This is a genomic window from Aliidiomarina sanyensis (genome assembly GCF_003987175.1).
Taxonomy (GTDB): domain Bacteria; phylum Pseudomonadota; class Gammaproteobacteria; order Enterobacterales; family Alteromonadaceae; genus Aliidiomarina; species Aliidiomarina sanyensis.
This window is the reverse complement of sequence record NZ_PIPM01000008.1, coordinates 15197-38558: the sequence shown is the minus strand read 5'-3', so window position 1 is coordinate 38558 and position 23362 is coordinate 15197. Positions and strand designations below refer to the sequence as shown.

General features: G+C 50.9%; 22 protein-coding genes. 20 read left to right on the top strand and 2 right to left on the bottom strand.

Going from position 1 to position 23362, the window contains the following annotated elements:
* Nucleotides 1–46 precede the first annotated feature (46 nt).
* The 7 genes from hemA to CWE11_RS08340 all read left to right on the top strand — a co-directional run bounded on the left by hemA (nt 47) and on the right by CWE11_RS08340 (nt 8878).
* The gene (hemA, locus tag CWE11_RS08370) at nt 47–1306 is read left to right on the top strand and encodes a glutamyl-tRNA reductase (protein ID WP_126777174.1); all 1260 of its coding nucleotides are present in this window, start codon (nt 47–49) and stop codon (nt 1304–1306) included.
* A gap of 6 nt (nt 1307–1312) precedes the next feature.
* Nucleotides 1313–2401 (top strand): peptide chain release factor 1, encoded by a 1089-nt coding sequence (gene prfA / locus CWE11_RS08365; protein ID WP_126777236.1) that lies wholly within the window; start codon nt 1313–1315, stop codon nt 2399–2401.
* Complete coding sequence (gene prmC / locus CWE11_RS08360) at nt 2398–3258, top strand: peptide chain release factor N(5)-glutamine methyltransferase (RefSeq protein ID WP_126777173.1); 861 nt, start codon at nt 2398–2400, stop codon at nt 3256–3258. The genes prfA and prmC overlap by 4 nt, the downstream gene beginning before the upstream one ends.
* 103 nt (nt 3259–3361) lie before the next feature.
* Complete coding sequence (locus CWE11_RS08355) at nt 3362–4879, top strand: DUF3369 domain-containing protein (RefSeq protein WP_126777172.1); 1518 nt, start codon at nt 3362–3364, stop codon at nt 4877–4879.
* A gap of 12 nt (nt 4880–4891) precedes the next feature.
* Nucleotides 4892–5758, top strand: coding sequence for a 3-deoxy-8-phosphooctulonate synthase (gene kdsA, locus CWE11_RS08350; RefSeq protein ID WP_126777171.1), 867 nt, complete (start codon nt 4892–4894; stop codon nt 5756–5758).
* Between the two features lie 80 nt (nt 5759–5838).
* Nucleotides 5839–6492, top strand: coding sequence for a TetR/AcrR family transcriptional regulator (locus CWE11_RS08345; protein ID WP_126777170.1), 654 nt, complete (start codon nt 5839–5841; stop codon nt 6490–6492).
* 70 nt (nt 6493–6562) lie between these two features.
* Complete coding sequence (locus CWE11_RS08340; protein ID WP_126777169.1) at nt 6563–8878, top strand: acyl-CoA dehydrogenase; 2316 nt, start codon at nt 6563–6565, stop codon at nt 8876–8878.
* Nucleotides 8879–8958: 80 nt separating this feature from the next.
* Here CWE11_RS08340 and CWE11_RS08335 read toward each other — a convergent pair whose 3' ends face one another.
* A complete protein-coding gene (locus CWE11_RS08335) occupies nt 8959–10311 on the bottom strand; it encodes a S41 family peptidase (protein ID WP_126777168.1) in 1353 nt (450 codons plus the stop codon).
* Nucleotides 10312–10535: 224 nt separating this feature from the next.
* Between CWE11_RS08335 and nagZ the strand changes: the two genes are divergently transcribed.
* Nucleotides 10536–11543 carry a beta-N-acetylhexosaminidase gene (nagZ, locus tag CWE11_RS08330; RefSeq protein ID WP_126777167.1) on the top strand — a complete coding sequence of 336 codons (1008 nt, stop codon included), beginning with the start codon at nt 10536–10538 and terminating at the stop codon, nt 11541–11543.
* Between the two features lie 28 nt (nt 11544–11571).
* On the opposite strand, the gene queC is transcribed toward nagZ, so the two are convergent.
* A complete protein-coding gene (gene queC / locus CWE11_RS08325) occupies nt 11572–12234 on the bottom strand; it encodes a 7-cyano-7-deazaguanine synthase QueC (protein WP_126777166.1) in 663 nt (220 codons plus the stop codon).
* A gap of 86 nt (nt 12235–12320) precedes the next feature.
* Between queC and queE the strand changes: the two genes are divergently transcribed.
* The 12 genes from queE to CWE11_RS08265 all read left to right on the top strand — a co-directional run bounded on the left by queE (nt 12321) and on the right by CWE11_RS08265 (nt 23329).
* Complete coding sequence (queE, locus tag CWE11_RS08320) at nt 12321–13076, top strand: 7-carboxy-7-deazaguanine synthase QueE (RefSeq protein ID WP_126777165.1); 756 nt, start codon at nt 12321–12323, stop codon at nt 13074–13076.
* Between the two features lie 155 nt (nt 13077–13231).
* Nucleotides 13232–13465, top strand: coding sequence for a pilus assembly protein (locus tag CWE11_RS08315; RefSeq protein WP_198675627.1), 234 nt, complete (start codon nt 13232–13234; stop codon nt 13463–13465).
* Nucleotides 13443–14771 (top strand): hypothetical protein, encoded by a 1329-nt coding sequence (locus CWE11_RS08310; RefSeq protein WP_198675626.1) that lies wholly within the window; start codon nt 13443–13445, stop codon nt 14769–14771. The genes CWE11_RS08315 and CWE11_RS08310 overlap by 23 nt, the downstream gene beginning before the upstream one ends.
* A complete protein-coding gene (locus CWE11_RS08305) occupies nt 14768–15394 on the top strand; it encodes a hypothetical protein (RefSeq protein ID WP_126777162.1) in 627 nt (208 codons plus the stop codon). The genes CWE11_RS08310 and CWE11_RS08305 overlap by 4 nt, the downstream gene beginning before the upstream one ends.
* The gene (locus CWE11_RS08300) at nt 15391–15996 is read left to right on the top strand and encodes a hypothetical protein (protein WP_126777161.1); all 606 of its coding nucleotides are present in this window, start codon (nt 15391–15393) and stop codon (nt 15994–15996) included. The genes CWE11_RS08305 and CWE11_RS08300 overlap by 4 nt, the downstream gene beginning before the upstream one ends.
* Nucleotides 15993–16766 carry a CpaB family protein gene (locus tag CWE11_RS08295; RefSeq protein WP_126777160.1) on the top strand — a complete coding sequence of 258 codons (774 nt, stop codon included), beginning with the start codon at nt 15993–15995 and terminating at the stop codon, nt 16764–16766. Before CWE11_RS08300 ends, CWE11_RS08295 begins: the two co-directional genes overlap by 4 nt.
* The gene (locus CWE11_RS08290; protein WP_126777159.1) at nt 16724–18019 is read left to right on the top strand and encodes a pilus assembly protein N-terminal domain-containing protein; all 1296 of its coding nucleotides are present in this window, start codon (nt 16724–16726) and stop codon (nt 18017–18019) included. The genes CWE11_RS08295 and CWE11_RS08290 overlap by 43 nt, the downstream gene beginning before the upstream one ends.
* Before the next feature lie 3 nt (nt 18020–18022).
* The gene (locus tag CWE11_RS08285; RefSeq protein ID WP_126777158.1) at nt 18023–19327 is read left to right on the top strand and encodes a TadA family conjugal transfer-associated ATPase; all 1305 of its coding nucleotides are present in this window, start codon (nt 18023–18025) and stop codon (nt 19325–19327) included.
* On the top strand, nt 19317–20189 hold the full coding sequence (locus tag CWE11_RS08280) for a type II secretion system F family protein (RefSeq protein ID WP_126777157.1): 873 nt from the start codon (nt 19317–19319) through the stop codon (nt 20187–20189). The genes CWE11_RS08285 and CWE11_RS08280 overlap by 11 nt, the downstream gene beginning before the upstream one ends.
* Entirely contained in the window at nt 20186–20749 is a 564-nt protein-coding gene (locus CWE11_RS08275; protein ID WP_157981326.1) for a type II secretion system F family protein, read from the top strand. Before CWE11_RS08280 ends, CWE11_RS08275 begins: the two co-directional genes overlap by 4 nt.
* Before the next feature lie 374 nt (nt 20750–21123).
* Nucleotides 21124–21651 (top strand): tetratricopeptide repeat protein, encoded by a 528-nt coding sequence (locus tag CWE11_RS08270; RefSeq protein ID WP_157981324.1) that lies wholly within the window; start codon nt 21124–21126, stop codon nt 21649–21651.
* The gene (locus CWE11_RS08265; protein WP_126777154.1) at nt 21638–23329 is read left to right on the top strand and encodes a hypothetical protein; all 1692 of its coding nucleotides are present in this window, start codon (nt 21638–21640) and stop codon (nt 23327–23329) included. The genes CWE11_RS08270 and CWE11_RS08265 overlap by 14 nt, the downstream gene beginning before the upstream one ends.
* Nucleotides 23330–23362: the final 33 nt, after the last annotated feature.

Sequence of the window (23362 nt, the reverse complement as noted above, 5' to 3'; positions counted from 1 at the left end):
CGAACAGAAACGCACATCGGTTAACAGGGTTTCGCACACAGCATTCATGACAATTCTTGCATTAGGCATTAATCACAAGACTGCGACCGTCGGTATTCGTGAAAAAGTTTCGTTTCAACCAGAGCAGCTGGAGATGGCTTTGCAGTCACTTATCCAGCAAGGGAAGGTGAGTGAAACCGTCATTGTCTCCACGTGCAATCGTACGGAGCTGTATTGTCATGCGGAATCCTCTGAGCTTGCCTCGATTATCGAATGGCTCGCAAACTTCCACCAAGTCTCCGCGACCGAATTAACACAATATTTATACCATCATGCGGATCAAGATGCGGTGGCCCATTTGATGTCTGTGGCAGCGGGGCTCGATTCCCTCGTGCTCGGTGAACCGCAAATCCTCGGGCAAGTGAAACAAGCATTTCAGCAGGCACGAGAGGCGGGAACCGTAGGGTCGGTTTTTGAGCGCTTATTTCAGTCGGCATTCGCAACAGCGAAAGTGATTCGGACGGAAACCGAGGTTGGTCAGAATGCAGTGTCTGTGGCCTTTGCCGCAGTGAATCTCGCAAAACATATTTTTAGCAGTTTGCATGAAGCTAACGTTCTTCTAGTGGGTGCCGGTGAAACCGCAGAGCTTGCGGCTCGCCATTTGCGGGACCAGGGCGTTAAGACCATTCGTGTCGCGAATCGAACGGTTGCACGTGCAGAAGAGCTCGCGCACTTGGTGGGGGGCGAGGCGTACGCATTATCAAGCTTGAAGTCCCTGCTACCGAAATCAGATATTATTATTTCTTCGACAGCAAGCCCTGTGCCAGTCATTGGTAAAGGAACCGTTGAGGCGGCCCTAAAAGAGCGGCGTCATCAGCCAATGTTGTTTATTGACCTAGCGGTTCCACGCGACATTGAAGAGCAAGTCAATGACCTCGAAGATATCTACCTTTATACGGTAGACGACCTGCAAAGCATTGTCAGTCGTAATCTCGAGCAGCGACAGCAAGCCGCCACGGAAGCGCGCGATATTATTCAGCGCCACGTCGCGGAGTTTACGGCGTGGATGCAGAGCTTAAATAGCGTGGATTTGCTGCGACAATATCGCAGTCGGTGTGAGGCGATCGCCCATAAACAGCGCGATCGTGCACTTGCTCAACTAGCCGCAGGGAGAAATCCTGAGGAAGTGATTCAAGAGCTATCTCAACGGCTTACCAACTCACTGTTGCACACACCGACACTCGCGATTCAAGCCGCGGGTCGGCGAAACGACTTTTCTGCCCTGGCGGCTTATCAGAAACTATTTAACGACTCATCGCAGGATTAAAACATGTTGAAAGCATCGTTGGTCAGCAAACTTGAAGGCTTGCTGGAGCGACATGAAGAGCTCGAGTATCTGCTTGGCTCCGCAGAAATAATTACCCAACAAGACAAGTTTCGGGCGCTCTCGAAGGAATATGCGCAACTGGAAGAAACGGTCCAATGCTTTCGTCAGTATCAACAAGCGGTTGAAGATATTGAAACGGCGAAGGAAATGCAAAGTGATCCAGAGCTGCGGGAAATGGCTGATGAAGAGCTGAAGTCTGCGAAAGAGACCCAAGAGACGTTGGCCGAGCGATTACAAATCTTATTGCTACCGAAAGACCCAAATGATGATCGCCCATGTTACCTTGAGATTCGTGCTGGAGCCGGTGGCGACGAAGCGGCTATCTTCGCTGGTGATCTGTTCCGAATGTACAGTCGCTTTGGGGAGCGGTCCGGTTGGCGGGTGGAGATCGTTTCTGCCAATGAGGGAGAGCATGGCGGATACAAAGAGATTATCGCGCACATCCAAGGGGATGGCGCGTATGGAAAATTGAAGTTTGAGTCAGGTGGTCACCGGGTTCAGCGCGTCCCAGAAACAGAATCGCAAGGTCGTATTCACACGTCTGCGTGTACGGTCGCAGTTATGCCCGAGATCCCTGAAGCAGAAGCAATAGAAATCAACCCTGCTGATCTGCGAATTGATACCTATCGAGCATCGGGCGCAGGGGGACAGCACGTCAACCGGACCGACTCTGCGGTTCGTATCACGCACCTACCAACGGGTGTTGTTGTGGAATGCCAAGATGAGCGTTCGCAACACAAGAACAAAGCGAAGGCGATGTCGGTCTTACAGGCGCGACTGCAAGCTGCTGAAGAGGCGAAACGAGCCGCTGAAGAAGCAAGTACGCGCCGCAGTTTGGTGGGAAGTGGTGATCGTTCGGAGCGTATTCGCACCTATAACTATCCCCAAGGCCGCATGACCGACCATCGAATCAATCTCACCTTATACCGCTTAGATGAGGTATTGGAGGGGAGCTTGAATCTGGTGCTCGAGCCGATCATCCAGGAGCATCAGGCTGATTTGCTCGCGGCGCTCTCTGAGCAGCACTCGGGATGAATGAGAGTCGCTGGACAATCGCGCAGGCATTGATGCGCGGTCGAACACAGATAGAAGCGGCCGTTCCCGATACACCATTGCTCGATGCGCAACTGTTGCTTATGCATGTGCTCGGTTGCGATCGAACCACCTTGTTCACATGGCCTGAACACATGCTCACTCCGGTGCAAGCAGATAGCTATTTCGCTCTCGTCGCTCGGCGAATCGATGGACACCCAGTGGCGCACCTCACAGGTCTTCGCGAGTTTTGGTCATTGCCCCTCGCTGTGAATCCAAGCACCCTGATTCCGCGACCCGATACAGAAGTGTTGGTCGCACAGGCGTTGGAAAAAGTAGAGCGGCCTGATGCGACTGTGTTGGAACTTGGAACAGGAACCGGCGCAATTGCGTTGGCACTCCAGAGTGAACAACCGAACTGGGAAATCACGGCGGTCGATTATGTCGAAGATGCGGTTGCTCTCGCGCGCCAGAATGCGCAGTCACTTGGGTTTTCACAAGTGAATATTTTGCAGAGCGATTGGTTTTCTGCCATTCCTCGTAATCATCGATTTCACTTGATCGTGAGCAATCCGCCGTATTTAGCGTCCGATGATGTACACCTGAAGCAAGGGGATGTCCGATTCGAACCTCACTCTGCACTGGTCGCAGAAGACTCGGGCCTCGCAGATCTGATTCATATCGCTCGGGAAAGCCGAGACTTTCTCACAGAGGGTGGTTGGCTGATGTTAGAGCATGGAGCGGAACAGGGGAGTGAACTTCGTGAAGTTTTGCAAAAACTTGGCTATGTTCAGATTTATACCGCGCTAGATTATGCTAATTTGGAGCGAGTCACCTGTGCTCGTTTTGCTGAGAGTTGAGTTCTGTTGAGCTATAAAACTGACGAAAAGATACATCAAGGACGTTGTATCCTCATGGCGGACGATAAGCAAAAGCTTAGTTTAAAGGAGTGTAAAAACGAGAATGAGCGACCATTTCCTTTTTGCCGATGAACCCTCAACAGCACTGGATGCGCTGAATGAGCGTTGGAAAATTATCATTGTCGACGATGAGCCCGAAGTGCATGCGGTAACCCGTCTTGCACTGAGTGATTTCAAGTTTCTTGGCCGCGGTCTTGAGTTTCATAGTGCGGAGTCCGGCGAGGAAGGGTGCATGCTCATGCGAGAGCACCCGGATGCAGCCATTATTTTGCTCGATGTTGTTATGGAAACGGATGACGCGGGCTTAAAAGTGGCCCAGTACATTCGTGAGGATCTCGACAATCATTTCACGCGCATCATTCTACGCACAGGCCAGCCAGGTCAAGCGCCCGAGCGCACGGTTATTATTAATTACGACATCAATGACTACAAATCAAAGACTGAGCTGACTGCGCAGAAGCTCTTTACTGCGGTGATGTCTAGCTTGCGTTCCTATCGCGATATTATGTCGATTGAGCATAGTCGTCGGGGTCTTGAAAAAATCTTAAGTGCATCCACCGATTTATTCTCCGAACAATCGATGGATCATTTTGTTGAGGGGTTAGTGCAGCAACTCGGTTGGTTGATTGGTGGCGCACGTCAAGTGCTGTACGCTGAAGTGGACCCAGGACATAAATTTGAAGAGTTTTTGGTTCGAGCAGCCTTTGGTGACGAAGCGGATGTACTCCAAGGACGGCCAATCAAATCAGCGGTGAGTCGAGCGGCATTAGTCGAACTTGAGAGCGTTATCGAGACGGGTAAACCGTATTTCAGTGATGAAATCGCCCTGGTGTATTGCCCTAGCGCATGTCGTCCTTGGGGGGGATTGCTTTGTCTTACAGGTCTTGCACGACCACTCACTTTACGTGAGCAAGATTTACTCGTTCTCTTCTCAGAACAAGTACAACTCGCTTTGAACAATGTGATGCGTCAGTCCGATGTTCAAACATTTATGGCAGCAACATTGAGACGGCTTGTTTTACTCGAGCGGGATTTGTTGGAGCATGAGTCTGAGCAAGCACATCCAGCGGCTCGAATCAGTAAGCTGCTCCTTAATGAGTTAGATGTGCGTGATGATCAGAAAAATACCTTGGCGTGCGCGGCCAGTATTGTAGCTCGCGCGGCGCGAATTTTCTCTGTGCGCATTCAGCAAGATCACGTGGATATGCGGGTCTGCTTTGAGCGGGTACGCCGCGCATTTAACGGCTTGGAGCATGATAAGAGTGCCGCGACTCAGTGGGTGTTAAAGGCTCTGGAGGCCCGCTTTGAGCGTTTCGACGGAACGGGATTTCCCGACGGGAAGCATGGAGCTGGCTTTGAGCCTGAAGTTCAGGTACTCGTGTTCATCGCTGCGTTCTATGGCGAGATTCATCAAGGGGCCAATCCTGTGGTTGCGCTCGAGCACATTGAAGATGAAGCGGATGGGTGGTTTATGCCCGAACTACGAAATGCGATTCGTAAACACCGCACTGTCATTCAAGCCATCATTAAAGCTGAAGTTCAGATTCAACATTCAGCGTAAGAGAGAGAGACCATGTCAGGTATTCGTTCGGTCGAGATTGGAACACAAAAAAACAAAATTCATGTAGCGAATGACGCACCCTTTGTTTTATTTGCTGGAATGAACGTCCTTGAGAGTGCTGAACTTGCGATGGAAGTCGCGGCTGCGTACGTGGAGATCACCAGCAAGCTCGGTATTCCGTATGTTTTCAAGGCCTCATTTGATAAGGCGAATCGCTCTTCGATTCATTCGTTTCGTGGACCCGGAATGGAGCGGGGGATTCAAATCCTTGGAGACATCAAAGAAAAGTTCGGTGTTCCGGTGATTACGGATGTGCATGAACCATATCAGGCGCAACCAGTTGCTGAGGTTGTGGATGTCATTCAACTCCCGGCATTTTTGGCGCGACAAACGGATCTGGTTGTTGCGATGGCGAAAACCGGTGCCGCCATCAATGTGAAAAAACCACAGTTCCTGGCACCACATGAAATGCGACACATTATTACGAAATTCCGAGAAGCGGGTAATGAACGCATTATGTTGTGTGAGCGGGGTTCCTCGTTCGGTTACAACAACTTAGTCGTGGATATGCTGGGCATGGATGACATGAAAGTGATGGCCCCGGTTATTTTTGATGCCACCCACGCACTTCAACGACCTGGTGGTCGCGCTGATTCCGCGGACGGACGTCGAGCCCAAGCCGCCCAGTTAGCGCGCTCAGGAATGGCGCTTGGAATTGCGGGGTTATTTCTAGAAGCCCACCCAGACCCGAATAAGGCATTGTGTGACGGTCCATGTGCGTTACCTTTAGCAAAACTTGAACCCTATTTAGCGCAAATGAAAGCAGTTGATGATTTAGTGAAGCAGTTTGCACCGCTTGATACGTCGGCCGCACTTTAAACGCAAGCCTTGCTGGCGCTCCGCGACTAATGTACAGTTGATGAGTGTATAAAACGAGCGTTTAAAATAGAGGCGTCAGCATGGCGAAAGCACTGCGGACTAAAGATAAGATTATCGTCACCGCCGAGATGTTGTTTGCGGAACATGGTTTTGAGCAAACGTCACTCCGGCAAATTACCAGTGAAGCCGATGTTAATTTGGCCTCGGTAAATTATCACTTTGGTTCGAAGAAAGCATTGATACAGGCGGTTATGGCAAGGTATCAGAGCGTGTTCATGCCTGCGCTCGACGCTCAATTGACGGAATTAGCACGCCGAGCAGAAATAAACGGAGCCACCTACAATACGGTAGACGTCCTAGCATGCGTGAATGCACCGCTGCTTGCGCTGAAGCAGGTGCGCTTAGACGGCCCGGTTATTTACTTACGATTGCTCGGTTATGCATATAGTGAAATACAGGGGCACTTGCGGAAGTTCACCATGACGCATTATGGCAATACCGTGCAGCAATTTTTTGCCATGATTCAGACGGCTAATCCGAGTTTGTGCGCGAACACACTTTTCTGGCGGCTCCATTTTAGTCTCGGAGCAATGCTATTTGCGCAAGTATCTGGACAGGCGCTTCGCGAGATCGCTGCGTCAGACTTCGGTGAGGAAGCTCACGCGGAAGAAACCCTCGCTAAACTACTCCCATTCGTTGCAGCAGGGATTGCTGCGCCTGATCCACGTCCTTAGTTTTCGTCTATCTTTAAGAGAACACGATGATGATTCACATCGTGCCTATCCATTATAGGAGCATGCAGTAATGTCGTTTTTGCTTATTTTGCTAGTCGCCGTGCTGATTGTTTTCGGGATCCCTGATATTCGTCGGAGCCTTATTTCCCGTCCCGTATTTCGTATCTTCAAACGTATTTTGCCCCCGATGTCAGTGACGGAGCGGGAGGCGATGGAGGCTGGCGATGTATGGTGGGATGGTGAGCTGTTTTCTGGACAACCTGACTGGTTTTCCTTATTGGCAACCAAGCCCCCAACATTTAGCGCAGATGAACAGGCGTTTATTGATGGTCCTCTTGAGCAACTGCTCGCGATGCTCGACGACTTTGAAATTACCCAGCATCAACGGGATCTTCCAAGTGAAGTATGGGATTTTCTGCGGAAGCATAAGTTTTTTGCCATGATCATCGGCAAAGAATATGAAGGGCTGGATTTTTCTGCCGCTGCAAACTCGTATATCGTCACCCGGATTGCAACTCGCTCTCTCAGTGTCGCTGTCACGGTGATGGTACCGAACTCTCTTGGGCCTGGTGAATTACTCACACATTATGGCACGCAAGAACAAAAGAAGCGCTGGTTACCTGCGTTAGCGCGTGGTGAAGAACTCCCTTGTTTTGCCCTAACGGGTCCTGAAGCTGGCTCTGATGCAGGGAGTATTCCGGATCGCGGTATCCTCTGTCGAGATGTCTTCGAGGGGCAGGAGGTCCTGGGAATTCGGCTGACGTGGAGTAAACGCTACATCACCCTTGCACCGGTCGCAAGTGTTCTAGGATTAGCGTTTAAGTTAGAAGACCCAGAGGGGCTTTTAGGTGATAAACGCGATATCGGCATTACTTGTGCATTGATTCCAACGTCGCATCCGGGTGTTGTGATTGGCGATCGTCACTGGCCACTCAATCAGGCGTTTATGAATGGAACGACGTCGGGCAGCGATGTTTTCATTCCAGCAGATTGGATTATTGGTGGAATTGATTATGCGGGCAAAGGGTGGCGCATGTTAGTCGAGTGTCTTTCCGCAGGTCGAGGCATTTCACTGCCAGCACTGGCAACAGCGACAGGCCACAATGCGCAGCGTTTCACTGGCGCATATGCATATGTGCGTCAGCAATTTGGTTTGCCGATCGGAAAATTTGAGGGTGTGCAAGAGGCAATGGCGCGAATTGGTGGGCTGAACTACAGCATCGAGTCCACGCGACGGTTAACCGTCACTGCGCTCTGTGAGGGGTATAGCCCCTCGGTGATTACCGCGATGACTAAATACCACATGACGGAAATGGGACGGCATGTGATGAATGATGCATTGGACATTCATGCAGGCAAAGGCATTCAAATGGGTCCCTTGAACTACCTCGCATCGGGCTACCAAGGAATTCCTATCTCAATCACCGTGGAGGGAGCAAATATCCTGACCCGCAACCTGATGATCTTTGGTCAAGGGGCGACGCGGTGTCACCCCTACGTACTCAAAGAGATGGAAGCGGCGGCAAATGAGGATGAAGAGCAGGGTTTGCGTGAGTTTGATGCACTCCTGTTAAAACACATTGGTTTTGCCTGTGGAAATGCATTCAGTGCATTCTGGCACGGATTATCGGGTGCACGATTTGCCAACGCGCCCGTGGGAGGCGAAACAATTCGGTACTATCAACAATTGAGTCGGATGAGTCGCGCATTGGCGCTTTGTGCAGACGTCTCAATGCTGACCCTTGGCGGCGAATTAAAACGGAAAGAAATGATTTCAGCGCGACTCGGAGATGTGTTAAGTCACCTGTATATGGGATCAGCGGTCTTAAAACGGTTTGAAGACGATGGTCGACAGCAGGCGGATCTGCCATTTGTTCATTATGCAATGGCCCATCATTTACATGGGATTGGCCAAGCATTTTCGGGCTTTTTCCAGAACTTCTCGAAACCATGGTTGGGGCGTCTTTTGAAATTTTTGGTCTTTCCATTTGGCAATCACTACCAACGTCCAGCTGATGAGCATGCTCGCACGATTGCGGAGGCAATGATGACGCCTGGCATCACGCGCGAGCGCCACACGTTTTTGAGCTACTGGCGTGAAGATGAAACGGATGTGACTGGCCATATGGAACTCGCATTCTTGGCGATGCATGAGCTAGAGCCGGTCTACAAGCGCTTGAAGAAAGCTCAGAAGGCGGGTGAATTAGCGTCTGACCTTGCGGGCGAGGTCCTCGTTGAGCAGGCTTTGGAAAACGGACTCATTGATTCGGAAGAAGCCGCGCAACTGACCCGTTGCGAGCGCTTACGAATGCGTGCGATCGCAGTGGATAGCTTTGCTCCCGAGCCGATTCAGCAGGGGCGGTTTGAACCGCGTGATGTCGTGTAATACGGCTCGGTTATCTATCAAGACACGTAAGCACAAAAAAGGGATCCGAGCGGATCCCTTTGTCTATTCGCTCTGTCAACTTAATGTTGTGTTTCGAATTTCGTCAATAGTGGGTCTTGAGTGAGCGGTAATCGGGTCGGTATCCGACTTACATCACCATCAGCAAACACTTGGGCGTCAACCTGATCGCTGAGTTGAGCCGGGCATTGACCATTCTGAATATAATAGAACGCGCCTGAGAGTAGCGGGTCGTTGGGATCTCCCCAGTCGCCCACGATCGTATCCGGTGCAGCGCAGGTCACAGGAAGGCCGTCAAAGAAATCACCGAACCCAATCCCATTAACCGTTTGGAACGTAATCGCATAAACGATTTTGTCGCAAATCTGTCGCGGTTGTTGTCCAACGGGTTTGCCACACGTTGGGGCCCCAATCGTCACCACATCAATGTACGGGTCAAGGCTATTGATCACGAGTTCTGATGATGAGCAACTCTGAGGTGTTGTGAGCACATACACTCGATTCAGGTTGAGGCGCTCAATTCCTGGCCCCAAACTAAAGAGTACATCCTGCGAGGCAAAATTGGCGTTGTACTGGAAGGTGACGAAAATCTCATTCTGAACGTTATCCCAAGCTGCTTGGGACGCTAATTGATTGGCAACACGCACCAAGCCACCGCTATTGTAGCGCAAATCGATAATGAGGTCGTCTACCCCAATGAGCTGGTCGAACGCATTATTCAAATCGACTTCGGAACGCTCGATAAAGCTATCGAAGACAAAATATCCCACATCACGCCCATTGATATCGAAACGCTCAGTTGCCATCACGGTGTTGGTCTCGACTTCGCGCTTGCGAACGGTGGAAGAACGTTCAGTGCCGTCTGGCTCGACCCACTCAATTTGTCGCTCGACCCCTTCTTGGTTTGGACCAAATACAGTCTCCCAAGTCGCTGTACCCGCACTGATGCGCTGAAACCACTCGCTCATCGGAGTTCCTTGCACAGCAGTAATGCGATCACCACGATTTAATCCGGCATTTTCAGCGGGCGAGTTCGCGTAGACGTAACGGACTTCAATCACTCCTTCGGCGACATTGTCTCGGCGGCCAAATCCAAATCCAAAAAACACCGCGTTGACAAAGCGGTCGAGATATTCTTGCTCCGTTAAAATAAACGAAAAGTTGTCTTGGGGAGCGCGCAATGCGTCTAACATCGCATAGATGGAGTTAAAACTTGCTGGGTTTACGTTACTGGGAATATCGGTATTCCACAGGTAGCGCTCCTCCATAAAATCTTTGAGCTGTTGATTTTGTGCTGTGACGGAGCACTGCCCATTACCGAGTAGGGGTGGTTGCCCTGTGAATGCGCTCTCGCTCCCGCCACAGGCAGAAAGAAGCAGAGGAATCGAACTTAGGACGAGGAGTTTCTTAAACATAACTTCACTCTCTACAGTACATCTAATTTAAGATACGATGCCCACGGGCATTTGTATCTCCGAAGACCCTAAAGGTCAGATAACGAAAACCCAACATAAGTTCAGAATAGTTAATTTTTGTGCGGTTTGAAATCCCTTTACCGCCAGAACTTTTGTTACTATTTGTTTCCACAGCAATACTTTAAAGGACACATTGTGAAGAAATTGATGCAAGGGTCGCAGCGATGAGCGGGTTGATACTTGATATACCAGGCACTGAACTCCGTTCAGAAGACATCGACATGTTGCAGCATCCCGCCGTTGTCGGCGTGATCTTGTTTACCCGCAATTTTGTGTCACCCGCACAGCTGTGCACACTGACCGAAGCGATACGTAAAGCTGCGCAACGGGATATCCTCATCACGGTTGATCATGAAGGTGGGCGTGTGCAGCGCTTTCGTGAAGGTTTCACGGCGATACCTGCAATGGCTCAGATTCGCCAAGCTGGCTCATCCCGCGCACAAGCCACAATGTTGGCTCGCGAGCTCGGATGGTTGATGGCAAAAGAATTGTTAGTGTGTGGCGTGGATCACAGCTTTGCGCCTGTTTTAGATGTGGATGGTCCGAGCACTGTGATCGGCGATCGCGCGTTCTCTGATGATCCAGAGGAAATTGTCGCGCTTGCCCATGGCTTTATTCGCGGAATGCATGAAGCAGGTATGAAGGCGACCGGCAAACATTTCCCGGGGCACGGGACGGTCGTCGCTGATTCTCACATTGACGTGCCAGTGGATGATCGTTCGTTGGATGAAATCCTTGCCCATGATGGCCGCGTTTTTGCTGAACTTGCACCGTATATTCAAGCGGTGATGCCAGCCCATGTCATCTATCCTCAGGTTGCACCTGAACCTGCTGGATTCTCGCCATACTGGCTTCAGGAGATTCTTCGAGGTCAATATGGTTTTGAGGGTTTGATCATTAGTGATGATTTGTTGATGGCCGGTGCCCATGTGGCAGGAAACGTCACCAAACGGGCTGAGGCTGCAATTCATGCCGGCTGCGATTTACTGTTAGTGTGCAATGACTCCCGTGAAGCGCGCGTGGTGCTCGAGACGGTCAGCTTTTCGCCACCGCAGCGGGATGCTATTAAGCTGTTAGGTGGAACGACAGATACGAGCGGGCTTGAGCAGTTGCAGTCGACAAAACGCTGGCAAGAAGCCCGAGTTCTTGTGGACCAAATAAAACGTCGATAAACGGATTGACGTGGCGGATCGTGCTCCTCTAATTTTCGTAGGGGAGCGGATCATGGGTGCCCAAACTGGCGAAAGCTTGCAGCCGTTCGCGACATGCACTACAGGTTCCACATGCGCGCTCGCGGCCATTGTAACAAGTCCATGTTTGGCTGTAATCGAGTCCTAAACTTAGCCCGTCCGCAAGAATGTCATTTTTACTTTGATATAAGTAAGGCGAACGCACAGGGATAGGCTTGTAGTTAGCAATCAAGCTCACTTGGTTCATCGCCTCGACAAACTCGGGGCGACAGTCAGGGTAGATATCGTGGTCTCCTGAGTGCGCTCCATAGAGCACCTCATCTGCGTCGATTGAAACGGCATAACCAATTGCCAAGGACAACAAAATCATGTTGCGATTTGGCACCACGGTGGATGTCATATTTTCTGTTGCATACGCCGCATTTGGAACATCAATATCGTCGGTGAGTGATGAGCCGGCGAGCAACGAATTAATCGCGCGAATATCGACAACTTTATGGTTTATACCTAGATTTTCACAGACGTTCGCTGCGTACTCAAGTTCTTTGCTGTGTCTTTGTCCATAATGGAATGACAGCGCAAACACACGATAGCCGTCTGCAATCGCACGGTTTAAAACAGTAAAGGAGTCCATGCCTCCTGAATAAATGACGACAGCAGTTTTTTGCTCCATGTGGCTCTACTCTTGTATAATCACGACTATTCTCAGTGTACCTGAATCTCGATGCTGACAGAAGCGCACCCCGATATAGGATCTTCATGACCACAACACGCCCTGAGGCCCCGGAACAGAACGAACCACTCAAGACAATCCTGCAGAAGCAGGTTGCTGGCTTTGCGCCCGGCGTGTATCCAGTAAATGAGTTATTTGAGACAATTCAAGGTGAGGGGGTCTTTACCGGCCAGCCTGCTATTTTTTTGCGGTTACAAGGCTGCCCTGTGGGATGTCCTTGGTGTGACACTCAGCACACGTGGACGTTGCAGCCGTCAGATCAGACGAGTGCGGGCGAAATATTGGTTAAGACCTCGGCAGATACCCGTTACGCCGTTCAGAGTTCGAACGACATCGTAAATACCTTTAAGCAACGAGGTTTCACTGCGAAGCATGTGGTGATCACTGGGGGCGAGCCTTGCATGTATGACTTACGTCCCTTGGCTGAAGTCCTTGAGGAGGCAGGGTACCGACTGCAAATTGAAACCAGCGGTACCTTTGAAATCCGAACCAGTGACAATACATGGGTGACGGTATCGCCCAAGCTTGAGATGCCTGGTGGCTTGGATGTTCTTGCAAGTGCAATGCGCCGTGCCAATGAGGTGAAGCATCCAATTGCCATGGAAAAACATATCGAAGCCTTGGATGAATTGCTTATTCGCTGCCCCGTGAAGCCAGAGACCATCATCGCACTTCAGCCGATCAGCCAGCGGCCTCGAGCGACAGAACTAGCCATCAAAACATGCATTGCCAGGAACTGGCGCCTATCGGTCCAAATGCATAAATATTTGGCAATCGAGTAAATCCCTCCCAAACCATTGCAACATCCGTATTTGCTCCCTAGCCTGTGAGAACGATATAACGCGTTTGCACAAGGAGTGGTGTGATGGTTCTTCCTGTTAAAAATAAATTCAATCGATGCACTCATATCGGCCCCCAGCGTTCTCACGGGCAAGGAATGACCGAGTATATTGTCATTCTTGCGCTCGTCGTGGTGGCTGCCATAGGGGTCTATTCTTACTTTGGAAAAACGGTCCGTCATCAAGTTGCGGGAGTCGCACAAGAGATTTCTGGGCAATCAGCAAGTCAACAGCTACAAAGTGCGGGTGAATCCGCTAATGCGGCAGTGAATCGGGCAAATCCTGAATACAACTTGAGCAACTACGACAATGCAACGAACAGTGGCAACTGATCATTGCCGCGTCGTGGAGCCGCGAGCAGCTGGCGTAAGCGGTCCATCTGCTTCGTACGTACGATCGAAAGGGTTTGTTGTGGTGTTGTTTGTCTTGCTTCTTAGTGGGATGGCGTGGGCGTTGTTTGCTTTGACGGATCTTGCTCGGCAGGCACAAAGCCAAACGGAGATCCAACATGTCGCAGACCATACGGCCCATGCACTCGCAGTTCTCGCCGCGCGGGATCTGAATTTTAAAGCCATTACGAATCGTGCCATGCTTGCGAATGAGGTTGCAATTGGGCAGCTACATGCGCTTTTAAGTTGGTTTGAAATGGCACGCGAGATGTCGTTGCGAACAGCGCTGTATAGTGCTTGGATTCCTTACGTAAATCAGGTGACCGCTGCGCTTGCTCGTATGATGCAGCGTATCCAACCGGGTTTGACCCAAGGGACCCGAGCGCTGGTTCGCTTTCAACAGTTTGTTCTTGATGGGCTTCAACATGCCCAATGGACGTTTCATCAAGCGACTTGGCTAACGAGTCTGAGCACGGCCCAAGTCATTGCGAATGAAAGCCATTTAGAAGCCGAGCTATTCCTTCTCAATCACCAAACTTTAATTGATTTGCATTATCTATGGTTTCGCTTTCAATCACGTGTGAGTGATGATCAGGCTGCAGCAGGTTACGCGCACATGGCCGCTTTAAGTCGTGATGGATTTACAAAGGAGCGAACGTATCGATGGTTTGACGCTGGTTTTATTTATGCTCAGAAAGCGGGAGGTACGAAACCTGTATTGCGTGACCGGCAGATGCAGTGGCAGTCGGTTGATACGGTGAGTTTTCATGAGCGTGGATTGCTCTTTAGCTGGGAACACCGATTCGGTGCAGGGGGCAGTTTCCTCAGTCACCGTCCGCCAATTACGGGGCGGCCAGCCGGTTTTGGCGCGAGTTATCAGCGCAATCCGCGAGCGAGTCGGGCGGCAGCGCGGCGCGCCGTTCCACTGGGTGCATCGCATCGAATTCCACATTATTATCAAATCGAACAGACAGACAACCCGAGCCCTTCAATTACGGTTGTTGTTCGAGTCCCCCAAAGCAACTTAGCGAGCGAACGAGTTCCCATCTGGGCAGCAGCGCGAAGTGAAGTGTTTTATGAACGGCCTTCCTCCCTCTGGCCTCGGGTTGACGGAAATAGAGAGCGAGCAAACTTATGGAATGGCCTCTGGCAAGCACGAAGTTCCACACTTTCCCCCTTTGAACGGCGACTACTCGGGCTTCAAGTGCATCGGGGTTTACATTCCACGAGCGGGGGATTTCGCGCATGAAGCCAAATGCAAGCGGACAAGCGTTGTTGGAAAGTGTGCTCGTGATTGCGGTGACCGGCGTACTCTTGATCGGATTGATACCACCTCTTTTGCAATCGCTCCAACAACGTTACCACCAAGGGCAGCATCTCCAACTTCAATTGCAGCAGGCGCCACTGCGAAGTGCGTTTAATTTACCGAGTTTGGATAGAGATTGGCTTTCTGAGGTATCTGGATTGAATGTGACAGATGGGAATACATCGGTCACGACGGACGCTGCCTATCCAACGGCGACTGTTCTTCATCCCATATGGTCTATCTTATCCGTCCAACGAGATTTCTCATTACCAACGACAAACCGCTCGCTTGCAGGTTGGTCGGCAACCGAAGATACACCCCCAACGCTGTTCTTTTCTGCGCTGTCCGATGACTGGAGCCCTCATACACAAGCGGCTTTGCAAACCCGACCGCAAGCCTTGACGTCTACCCAGATGCTTCAAACGATTGGCTTTCATCACATTCAAGAGCTCATGGCGTGGTTGCCATTTGCACGTGAATTTGCACCGAATAATTTACGTTTTGGTCATGTGGACATTGATGTAGTTCCCGAGAAAAAGCTCTGTCAACAACGGGACTGCTCATGACCATGAAAGCGATACGAGTCTGCGTGCTGTTTATTTTTTTATGGTTAGCGTGGAGTTCAGCCACTGGAGCCGAGCCGAATTATATCCCCAGTTCTATTGGGGCACAGGAAATCCTGTCGCAAACGCGTGTTTTGGGATTAAAGGTGCGGAGTTGGCGACTTGATAGTGATTTGAGCACGGCGATTGAGGCACTGAGTGGATTACCCTGTCTCAAGTACGCAAGTCAAGCAGACAGTCGCGGTCGTCGAAGTGACTGCCTGCTACCAAGTCGGTTAATCAGCGTTGAGTCGCACGCACTTGGGGTGCTTTGGACTGAGAGTGTGCTCGAGGTTGGCGAAGGAGGGGAGCGCAAACCGATCTCGCTCGACTTGACCTCATTTGGAAACCATATCATCCATCAGGACATTGTGGCGGGTCCCATCATGCATGTCTTTCGACGGGAACTTCATCGTGCACGTACACAGGGCACTTATCACTCGCATGAGGTCTTTCGGGGGGCATTCATCATCCAAACCCACGGGGCTACTCCAACGGTAATTCATGGATGGCAGCTAGCGACGGGAGAAGTCCAGATGACGCGTATTCAAGGAGATGATCGATGATCTGGCGCACGCGTATCGTCACACTCTGGCCGCTATGGGTTGGTTTGTTATGTGCATTTGTCGCATGGTCTCTGGTACGCGGATATACCGAACAGATGCAAAGAGATTTTCAGGAAGATTGGTTCCTCAATAATCCACCAGAGGAAACCGTGGACGTTTTAGTCTTCAGAAAGCCGCAGTATTCTGGAACCCAGATTGCGCTGAGTGACCTTCAGTACCGTGCACTCCCTCGACATTCTCTTCCCTCAGACGTGATCTATGCGGCCGATGTCGATGCGCTGATGGGGCTGGAACTGACATTGATTCACGGACAAACAATCGAGCCTGGCCACCCGTTGGTGTGGGCATATTTTCGAGAAATCACAGCGCCACAAGAATTATCCGAGACGGTGAAATATACCGTTGCTTTGACGCCTGAACAAACGCACCTTGGGTACTTAAATGAGGAGACCGTCTTGCTGCTTTATCATCAATCGCATCAGGGAATGATGCAGCGGATCGGGTCTTATCCCATTGTAGCCTATGACGGCGAGACGGATCGCTCAGATCAACCCCGTGCACCTCGCTATCTGACGGTGGCGATGTCGTTAGCGGATCGACTAGGGATTGAAGGCTTGTCGAGGGAGGGGCAGCTATTTTGGGTGGCTGCACCGGTAACGACCCCACCCATCGACCGATTCGGCGAACCCGCACCATTTATCGAGTTTCTATTTCCAGGAGGAAAGCAATGCGAACATGGATGTTCTCCCTCTGTTTCCTACTCACCATAGGAAATGCACTGGCTCAGAATAAGAACAATCCTCAAGAATCCCTTCAGATATTCGAAGATAGGATTCATGTTTACGTGCCTCAGCATGAAGTAACGCGCGTCGCTGTCGCACAACCTAAACGGGTTGATGTGCAAGCGAATGCCGATGGGGAGTTGGTTGTTTTTCCTTTGAGTGTTGGTTCCACCGGGGTCGTTTTATGGCATCGAGACCAGAGTTACACGGAACTCGAGGTGACGGTTATGCCATCTTCAAGTCGGACGGTTCTGGAGCACCTAGAACAGATTCGGCGCCAAGATAATGAGCTAGTGTGGGCATGGCAACGAACACGTTTGTTTATCGATGGCGTGGTCTCTCCTTCCGCTTATGAGCGTCTTGTTGAATTAGCACATGCCTATGACTTTATCGAGCTCCAAGGGCTTACTCAGCGACTGGAAACGCCCATCATCCTCGAGCTTGAGTTGCATGTAGTGGAAGTCAGTCGGCGATTCCTTTCTCAGTCTGGGTTGGAGTGGGATACTCAGGTTCAAGGGCCGAGTTTGGCATTTGTCTCGGATTGGGCGGGAAGTGCCGCGCTGAGACGTGACGTGCTTGGGCAATCCCCTGAAATTTCAAGTTCAAGTGGCTACTTGGGATGGGCCGGAACCCTGAGTTCAACTTTACAACTGTTGCAAGAGCGCGGACATGGCCGGATTTTAGCAACACCGCGCGTGCGCGTTGAAAACGGAGAATCTGCCGACTTTCTTGTCGGTGGTGAGCTTCCCATTCCACAAACGAATGCTCAAGGCATGATGGATGTCACGTTCAAGCCCTACGGAATTCGACTGGAGGTGCAACCCGAGTTACTCGCGGATGGACATATTCGGACGTCATTGTTCTCTGAGATTAGTCATCCAGACCAAAGTGTTACCGTGCAGGGTGTCCCAGGCTTACGAAGCCGACGAGCAACGACGCAAGTTGTCAGTCTAGAGGGAGAAACTGCGGTGATTGCTGGTTTAGTGAGTTCAGAAAAATTTTACCGCGAGAATGGGCTGCCACAGCCGAAGCAAGTGCGCATAGCGAGTCGTTTGACGGGGCAAGTTGAAACACAGAATTTAGATACGGAGTTACTTATTTTTGTCACCGCGGTGGATGTTGCCGCGCGTGATGAGCGTCTTGCCAACCAACGCAGGGATTATCGCCGACTGCAGGCCAAATTCATGGGGCTAAATTGTCTCGGGATGGTCGGGATTGACCATCGATTCGGGAGCGACTGACACATGGCTTCTGTTGATCATGCCCTGCTAAAACAGACCACCCAAGCTGTGGAAGCGTATATCGAGCATCACCGCATTTCCCTTGAGACGATGAGTGATACCGAAATTACAGATCTCGTGCGTCGTTTTGTACAAAATCATCTGCGTGAGATAGGGGAACGTGAGAGGCTGGGTCATCCATTTCTTGAACCCGGTAGCGCGTCTTCGCATCGAAACTCACTCATTCAAAGTGTTCTGGATCACATGCTCGGACTTGGCCCGCTCTCAGAGCTGCTTCGGACCCCTCAAATTTCAGAGATTATGGTGAACGGAGCAGGACGTATCTTCGTGGAGTCTGAGGGGGTTATGCGTCGTATACCGGCTTCGTTTGAATCCGAACAGGCATTACAACGAGTTATTGAGCGAATTGTCCAGCCACTTGGGCGGCGGATTGACGAGAGCAGTCCGATGCTCGATGGGCGACTTCAATGTGGTTCGCGAGTCAATATTGTCCTTCCGCCATTGGCGGTGGATGGCGCAATGCTTACGATACGCAAGTTTCAAAAACGAGGACGAAATCTGAATGAGTTGGTGGAAACCGGCATGTTTTGCCCAAACGTTCAGTGGCTGCTCGCTAAAGCCGTGGTGCAAAAGCAAAATGTAGTCCTGAGCGGCGGAACAGGAACTGGGAAAACCACGTTACTGAACGGCTTGGCCAATGAGATACAGCCTCAGGCGCGCGTGATTAGCATCGAAGATGCTGCGGAACTGGATCTCCCACTCGATAATTGGGTTCGGCTTGAGTCTCGTCAGGCGAATCAAGAGGGGATGGGCGAAGTTTCAATTCGACAATTAGTCATCAACGCGCTGCGAATGCGCCCTGATCGAATTGTTGTGGGTGAGTGCCGGAGCGGGGAAGCGCTTGATATGTTACAGGCCATGAATAGTGGTCACGCAGGCTCGATGACAACGCTCCACGCTAATGCTCCGAGAGAAGCGCTGCAACGGTTGGAAACAATGGTTTTGATGGCCGGATTTGAACTTCCACTTGTGGCGATTCGCCAGCAAATTTGTTCTGCGATCCAGTTCGTTATTCAAATTACCCGAGACTTGGAGGGAAAACGACGTATTGATTCCATCGTGGAGCTGCGCGGATTCGTTGGTGAGACAATTCAGCTTGCTGAAATTGTCCGATTTAATGTACGTCAGAAAACATATCAGTTTTCTGGTGAGATGCCTGAGTTTATTGCGCATTTAAGTGCGGAGGAGCAGGCAGTATTTCGCGCGTTCTCCGCTCAACCTGGGGACACACCCGAAGATGTTTACTGACACGCAGATGGCAAAACACATCAGCACCTTGTTTTTTACACTCGCATTTACGCTCTGGAGTGTAGGAATCGGTCTGATTCTCAGAACAGGATATCGAGCGTATGTGTCAGACTACGCGCTTCGTCTCCAACGAAAACTGTCGGATGTTTGGTTGTTCATTCCGTTGCGATCGTTAATTCAAGTTTGGCTCTTGGGATGCGCTTTGGTGCTCTTACTCGGTTTTTTAAGTCAACGGAGCGGGTTGATTCTGTTGGTTTTACTGGCGCTTTGGGTGGTTGCGCCATGGATTGCCATTTCGTGGTTCAAACGGAGGCGGTTGGAGTTATTCCTTGGTCAGCTGCCTGATGCCTTTATGTTGCTCGCTAATAGCATTGCTACGGGAAGCACCATGCAACGCAGTTTGCATTTTGTAAGTCAGAATATGCCTGCGCCGCTCGGACAGGAGTTTGCGGTCGTCGTACGCCAATTGAAACTTGGGCTTGCCCTCGAGTCGGCGTTTAAACCGATGGAATCTCGCATGAATTCAGTGGATGTCCGACGTATGATTATGACCCTTTTATTGGCAACCCAAACGGGCTCTCAGCAAGCCAAAATGTTGTATACATGTGCGCAAACCTTACGTAAAAAACGCTTTCTTCACCGAAAAATCCAGACGATTAGCGCACAAGGACGGTTACAAGGAAAGGTGATGTCAGCGCTCCCTTTCGTCCTGTTCCTTGCGTTCTTTTGGATCGAACCCGAGGTCATGAAACAACTAGCCCATCATCCATTTGGATGGATGACAGGAGGAATGGTTGTGGTATTGATTGTCATAGGGCATGGCTGGATTCAACGAATGCTCCGAATTCCGGTACCCCTATGACTGAAGTTCCCATTCTTATATTGAGCTTTGTAGGCCTGAGCACAGGCTTACTGATTGTGGGCACGTCACGTGCAATACGGGATGCTCGGAGATCGCGCAATGAGGCGCGTCATCGGATTGCTGTGGTGTATGGCCTACCAGGTGGTCTTGATATGATTGCATTACAAATGGGGGCTGGAGTGACGGTACTCCATGCGTTGAAGCACATCGCGCATCATTTTTCAGATCAACCGATCGCATTCGAGTTTGCGCAGATCGTCCGACAACATCGGGCGGGAGCCTCGTTGACCGAGGCATTCGAGGATTTCCAGGTGCGTTGTAACCATCCACAAGTGACCTTGTTTACGCGAGTCATTGTGCAAGCACACACGCAAGGAGGCGCTGTCGTTCAGCTCCTCAATGAGCAAGCAGATAACTTTCGATTGATGATTGCAGAAGATGTCGAGAAGCGAGCCCAGGAGTTACCGGTCAAGCTGTTAATGCCCTTAGTCATATTTATTTTCCCGGCAACGTTACTCCCAGTGATAGCGGTGTTGATTGGTAAGCTGTGGTGGCAGTGAGGCCAAGGTGACGTCGGAGATCTCACTAAGAATCAAAGGCGCGTGTACGTTCTTTTCGCGGTTGGGCGGGTGGTTTGGGCGGACCTCAGAGGAGCAAGGAGTCTGGCTATACCCTTGCCGAATCATCCATACCATCGGCATGAAACAGGCTTTGAATCTTCTATGGATTGATGCGCAAGGAAATATGGTCAGAGAAGATCTCAATGTCGCCGCAAATCAAATTCGGGTGTGTTGGAAGGCCGCGAGCGTTTTCGAGGTGGCGAGCGAAGATGTCGTTCGGTATCGCGCCCTTCGAGAATATTTTACCAAGGGTGACGCTCGGGATTGAGTTAAACACGGAATGAATACTTATGTTCGATAAACAAGGATGTGTCATGAACCAACTATCACTAAGGAAACGAAGACCGCGTGAGGTGCTTCGCGCAGGTCTTATCTTCCAATGGAATAAGGCGCTCACGGGATCCCGTGCGGTGCTTGTGGTCTGTTTGATGAGTATGTCAATCCTCGGGTGTGCGAGCACCGAGTCAGTTCGTAGCGCACCAGCAGACACGATGCAGGCATGGGAGTTAGCAGCTTTGCAAGCATATCATCAAGGTGATTTTGTCAGTGCTGAGAGCTATTTGAATCAGTTGGTGAAGCGTGAACCAAAACGCGTTCGGGCGTGGTTCCTGCTCGGTCAAATTCATCTGAGGCATCAGCGGCTACCGGCCGCTGAACGCGCCTTCCTACAGGTTGTAAAGCTCGAGCCCGATCTACAGGAGGCGTGGCACAACCTAGCGGTTACTCAATTACGCACTGCAACTGCGACGTTAATCGAGGCCCGTCAGCATGGAGATATTCTTCAACCCGCTTTTCTTGAGTGGTTATTTCAGGTGCAAGGACAGCTCGATGCGACGTGGTGAAGGATACAATCGCGGCTACATGCTCATCGCAGTACTTGGATTGCTGCTTGGATTAATGGGCGGTGCATTATCATTGATGGCCGCCCAGCATCAACGACTCATGGCAGAGCGGTTTGAAATACTCATCGAAACAATTCATCGCGCTCGCCTCTGGAGTTTTCACTTTCGCACGCATTACGATGAGTGGCCTACATCTCAGGATCTCATGGAAGGGACTGAAATTGCCGCATATGTGCGTGATGTGCAGGTTACAACAGAGCCCGCACCGGCTCTGAAAATCCGACTTTCAAATGATGCACTGCAGGCGCGCGTTCAGCCCTTTATTCTGGGAAGTAAATTGGACGGGGATTTCCTCCACGTTGCAGTACCGTCCCCTGACGATGACAGTAATCCTGAGATATTACGCTTCCTTGAGCGCTTTCAACCTCAGCCCGAATACTCATCTTCCATGTTGACCGATTTATCCATGCAGCTCCATGACTTAGTTTTGGTAGGGGCAGTTTCAGCAAACGCCCTCGCATATATTGGAACGCTTTGGGCAACACAAGGGGATCTTGCATCTGCACACTTCGTTGAGATGAAAGCACAGTCCGTGTTTGCAGGACAGTCAACAGCAATGGCAGCCCACGGGAATCAGTTCGAAACGACCTCAGTGATTGGGCAGGTAAGTTCGATCAGCGAATTAACCGTGGAGCAAGCGAATATTCGCGATGCGTGGTATCAAGCGCAGGTTCATGCAGGCGAAGCTAGCTTCACCACCGCACAGATGATCGATGCAAATGGACGTGTAATCTCTGCAAATCGCGGCAACATTGGCAGTATTGAGACACACAAGGCTGAAATTTCCGTGCTAGAAACGATGGATCTTGAAGGACGTGTGTTGATGCCGTCATCTATGACCACCAAGGAGATTGGAGCCCCTGAAGGCGTGTTCAACCAAGTCCAAAGTGCTCAGTTCTCTGGTGATCGTGTCGTAGCAGATTCGATTGAAGTAAAACAAAACCTCTTGATGCAGGGTGGAGTGGCTTCGTCCATCGGATTTGCCCACGCGGGAGCGGGTTCACTCTTCGATGCCTTGCATGCATGTTGGTTTGACAATCAATGGTGTCGGGCACCCGAAGCACCCACGGTGGAAACTTGGAATTGTGTTGGCTGTGTTCAGTCCAAATCGGCAGGCCAGTTTCAAGCCTCAATTCACGTCATCACAGACCTATGCGTGCATGGCTGTGATGCTTCGATATCAGTCTTTCCAGGCATGACGACTGATTGTCTCGACAGTGCGGCTCCACCACATTCTGGTGGGCAATTTGAATGCACCATCGAGGCGCAGGTTGCCGCGGGAGAATTGCGGCAAGGTGAACTTCAGGTCAGGTTGCATAGCGGAAAAAATACTGCCGTGTATACGGAGCTCCCAGTTGCATTTTCGTGGCGAGCTGCGAGCACCTGTGCCGCCTCAATGCATGCCTTTCCTATTGCGCAATCGTCTCCAGCGATGATGGGCCATGTAACGTTTCCGCAACGCACCAGTGGTGAGACAGTTCAGGTTCAGGAATTTGGCGGGAGTTGTAACGAAGCGTTTCGCATGAGTGCGTGGTCTTGCATAGCGAGCGCTGCATGCGATGGTATGGGTGAGTGGCAGAACATTCAGGGGAGTTGCTGGTGCGATGAGCTGTTTTAAAAGCGTGCATCGCACCATCGAGACGGCGCGCTG

Bases quoted from the DNA above. Each gene is read 5' to 3' on its own strand.
- CWE11_RS08285 (WP_126777158.1), top strand. From the start codon at position 18,023: ATGGCTTCTGTTGATCATGCCCTGCTAAAACAGACCACCCAAGCTGTG.
- CWE11_RS08315 (WP_198675627.1), top strand. From the start codon at position 13,232: ATGACCGAGTATATTGTCATTCTTGCGCTCGTCGTGGTGGCTGCCATA.
- kdsA (WP_126777171.1), top strand. From the start codon at position 4,892: ATGTCAGGTATTCGTTCGGTCGAGATTGGAACACAAAAAAACAAAATT.
- CWE11_RS08305 (WP_126777162.1), top strand. From the start codon at position 14,768: ATGAAGCCAAATGCAAGCGGACAAGCGTTGTTGGAAAGTGTGCTCGTG.
- hemA (WP_126777174.1), top strand. From the start codon at position 47: ATGACAATTCTTGCATTAGGCATTAATCACAAGACTGCGACCGTCGGT.
- CWE11_RS08355 (WP_126777172.1), top strand. From the start codon at position 3,362: ATGAGCGACCATTTCCTTTTTGCCGATGAACCCTCAACAGCACTGGAT.
- CWE11_RS08290 (WP_126777159.1), top strand. From the start codon at position 16,724: ATGCGAACATGGATGTTCTCCCTCTGTTTCCTACTCACCATAGGAAAT.
- prmC (WP_126777173.1), top strand. From the start codon at position 2,398: ATGAATGAGAGTCGCTGGACAATCGCGCAGGCATTGATGCGCGGTCGA.
- CWE11_RS08275 (WP_157981326.1), top strand. From the start codon at position 20,186: ATGACTGAAGTTCCCATTCTTATATTGAGCTTTGTAGGCCTGAGCACA.
- CWE11_RS08270 (WP_157981324.1), top strand. From the start codon at position 21,124: ATGAACCAACTATCACTAAGGAAACGAAGACCGCGTGAGGTGCTTCGC.
- CWE11_RS08280 (WP_126777157.1), top strand. From the start codon at position 19,317: ATGTTTACTGACACGCAGATGGCAAAACACATCAGCACCTTGTTTTTT.
- CWE11_RS08340 (WP_126777169.1), top strand. From the start codon at position 6,563: ATGTCGTTTTTGCTTATTTTGCTAGTCGCCGTGCTGATTGTTTTCGGG.
- queE (WP_126777165.1), top strand. From the start codon at position 12,321: ATGACCACAACACGCCCTGAGGCCCCGGAACAGAACGAACCACTCAAG.
- CWE11_RS08310 (WP_198675626.1), top strand. From the start codon at position 13,443: ATGCAACGAACAGTGGCAACTGATCATTGCCGCGTCGTGGAGCCGCGA.
- CWE11_RS08345 (WP_126777170.1), top strand. From the start codon at position 5,839: ATGGCGAAAGCACTGCGGACTAAAGATAAGATTATCGTCACCGCCGAG.
- nagZ (WP_126777167.1), top strand. From the start codon at position 10,536: ATGAGCGGGTTGATACTTGATATACCAGGCACTGAACTCCGTTCAGAA.
- CWE11_RS08300 (WP_126777161.1), top strand. From the start codon at position 15,391: ATGACCATGAAAGCGATACGAGTCTGCGTGCTGTTTATTTTTTTATGG.
- CWE11_RS08295 (WP_126777160.1), top strand. From the start codon at position 15,993: ATGATCTGGCGCACGCGTATCGTCACACTCTGGCCGCTATGGGTTGGT.
- CWE11_RS08335 (WP_126777168.1), bottom strand. From the start codon at position 10,311: ATGTTTAAGAAACTCCTCGTCCTAAGTTCGATTCCTCTGCTTCTTTCT.
- CWE11_RS08265 (WP_126777154.1), top strand. From the start codon at position 21,638: ATGCGACGTGGTGAAGGATACAATCGCGGCTACATGCTCATCGCAGTA.
- queC (WP_126777166.1), bottom strand. From the start codon at position 12,234: ATGGAGCAAAAAACTGCTGTCGTCATTTATTCAGGAGGCATGGACTCC.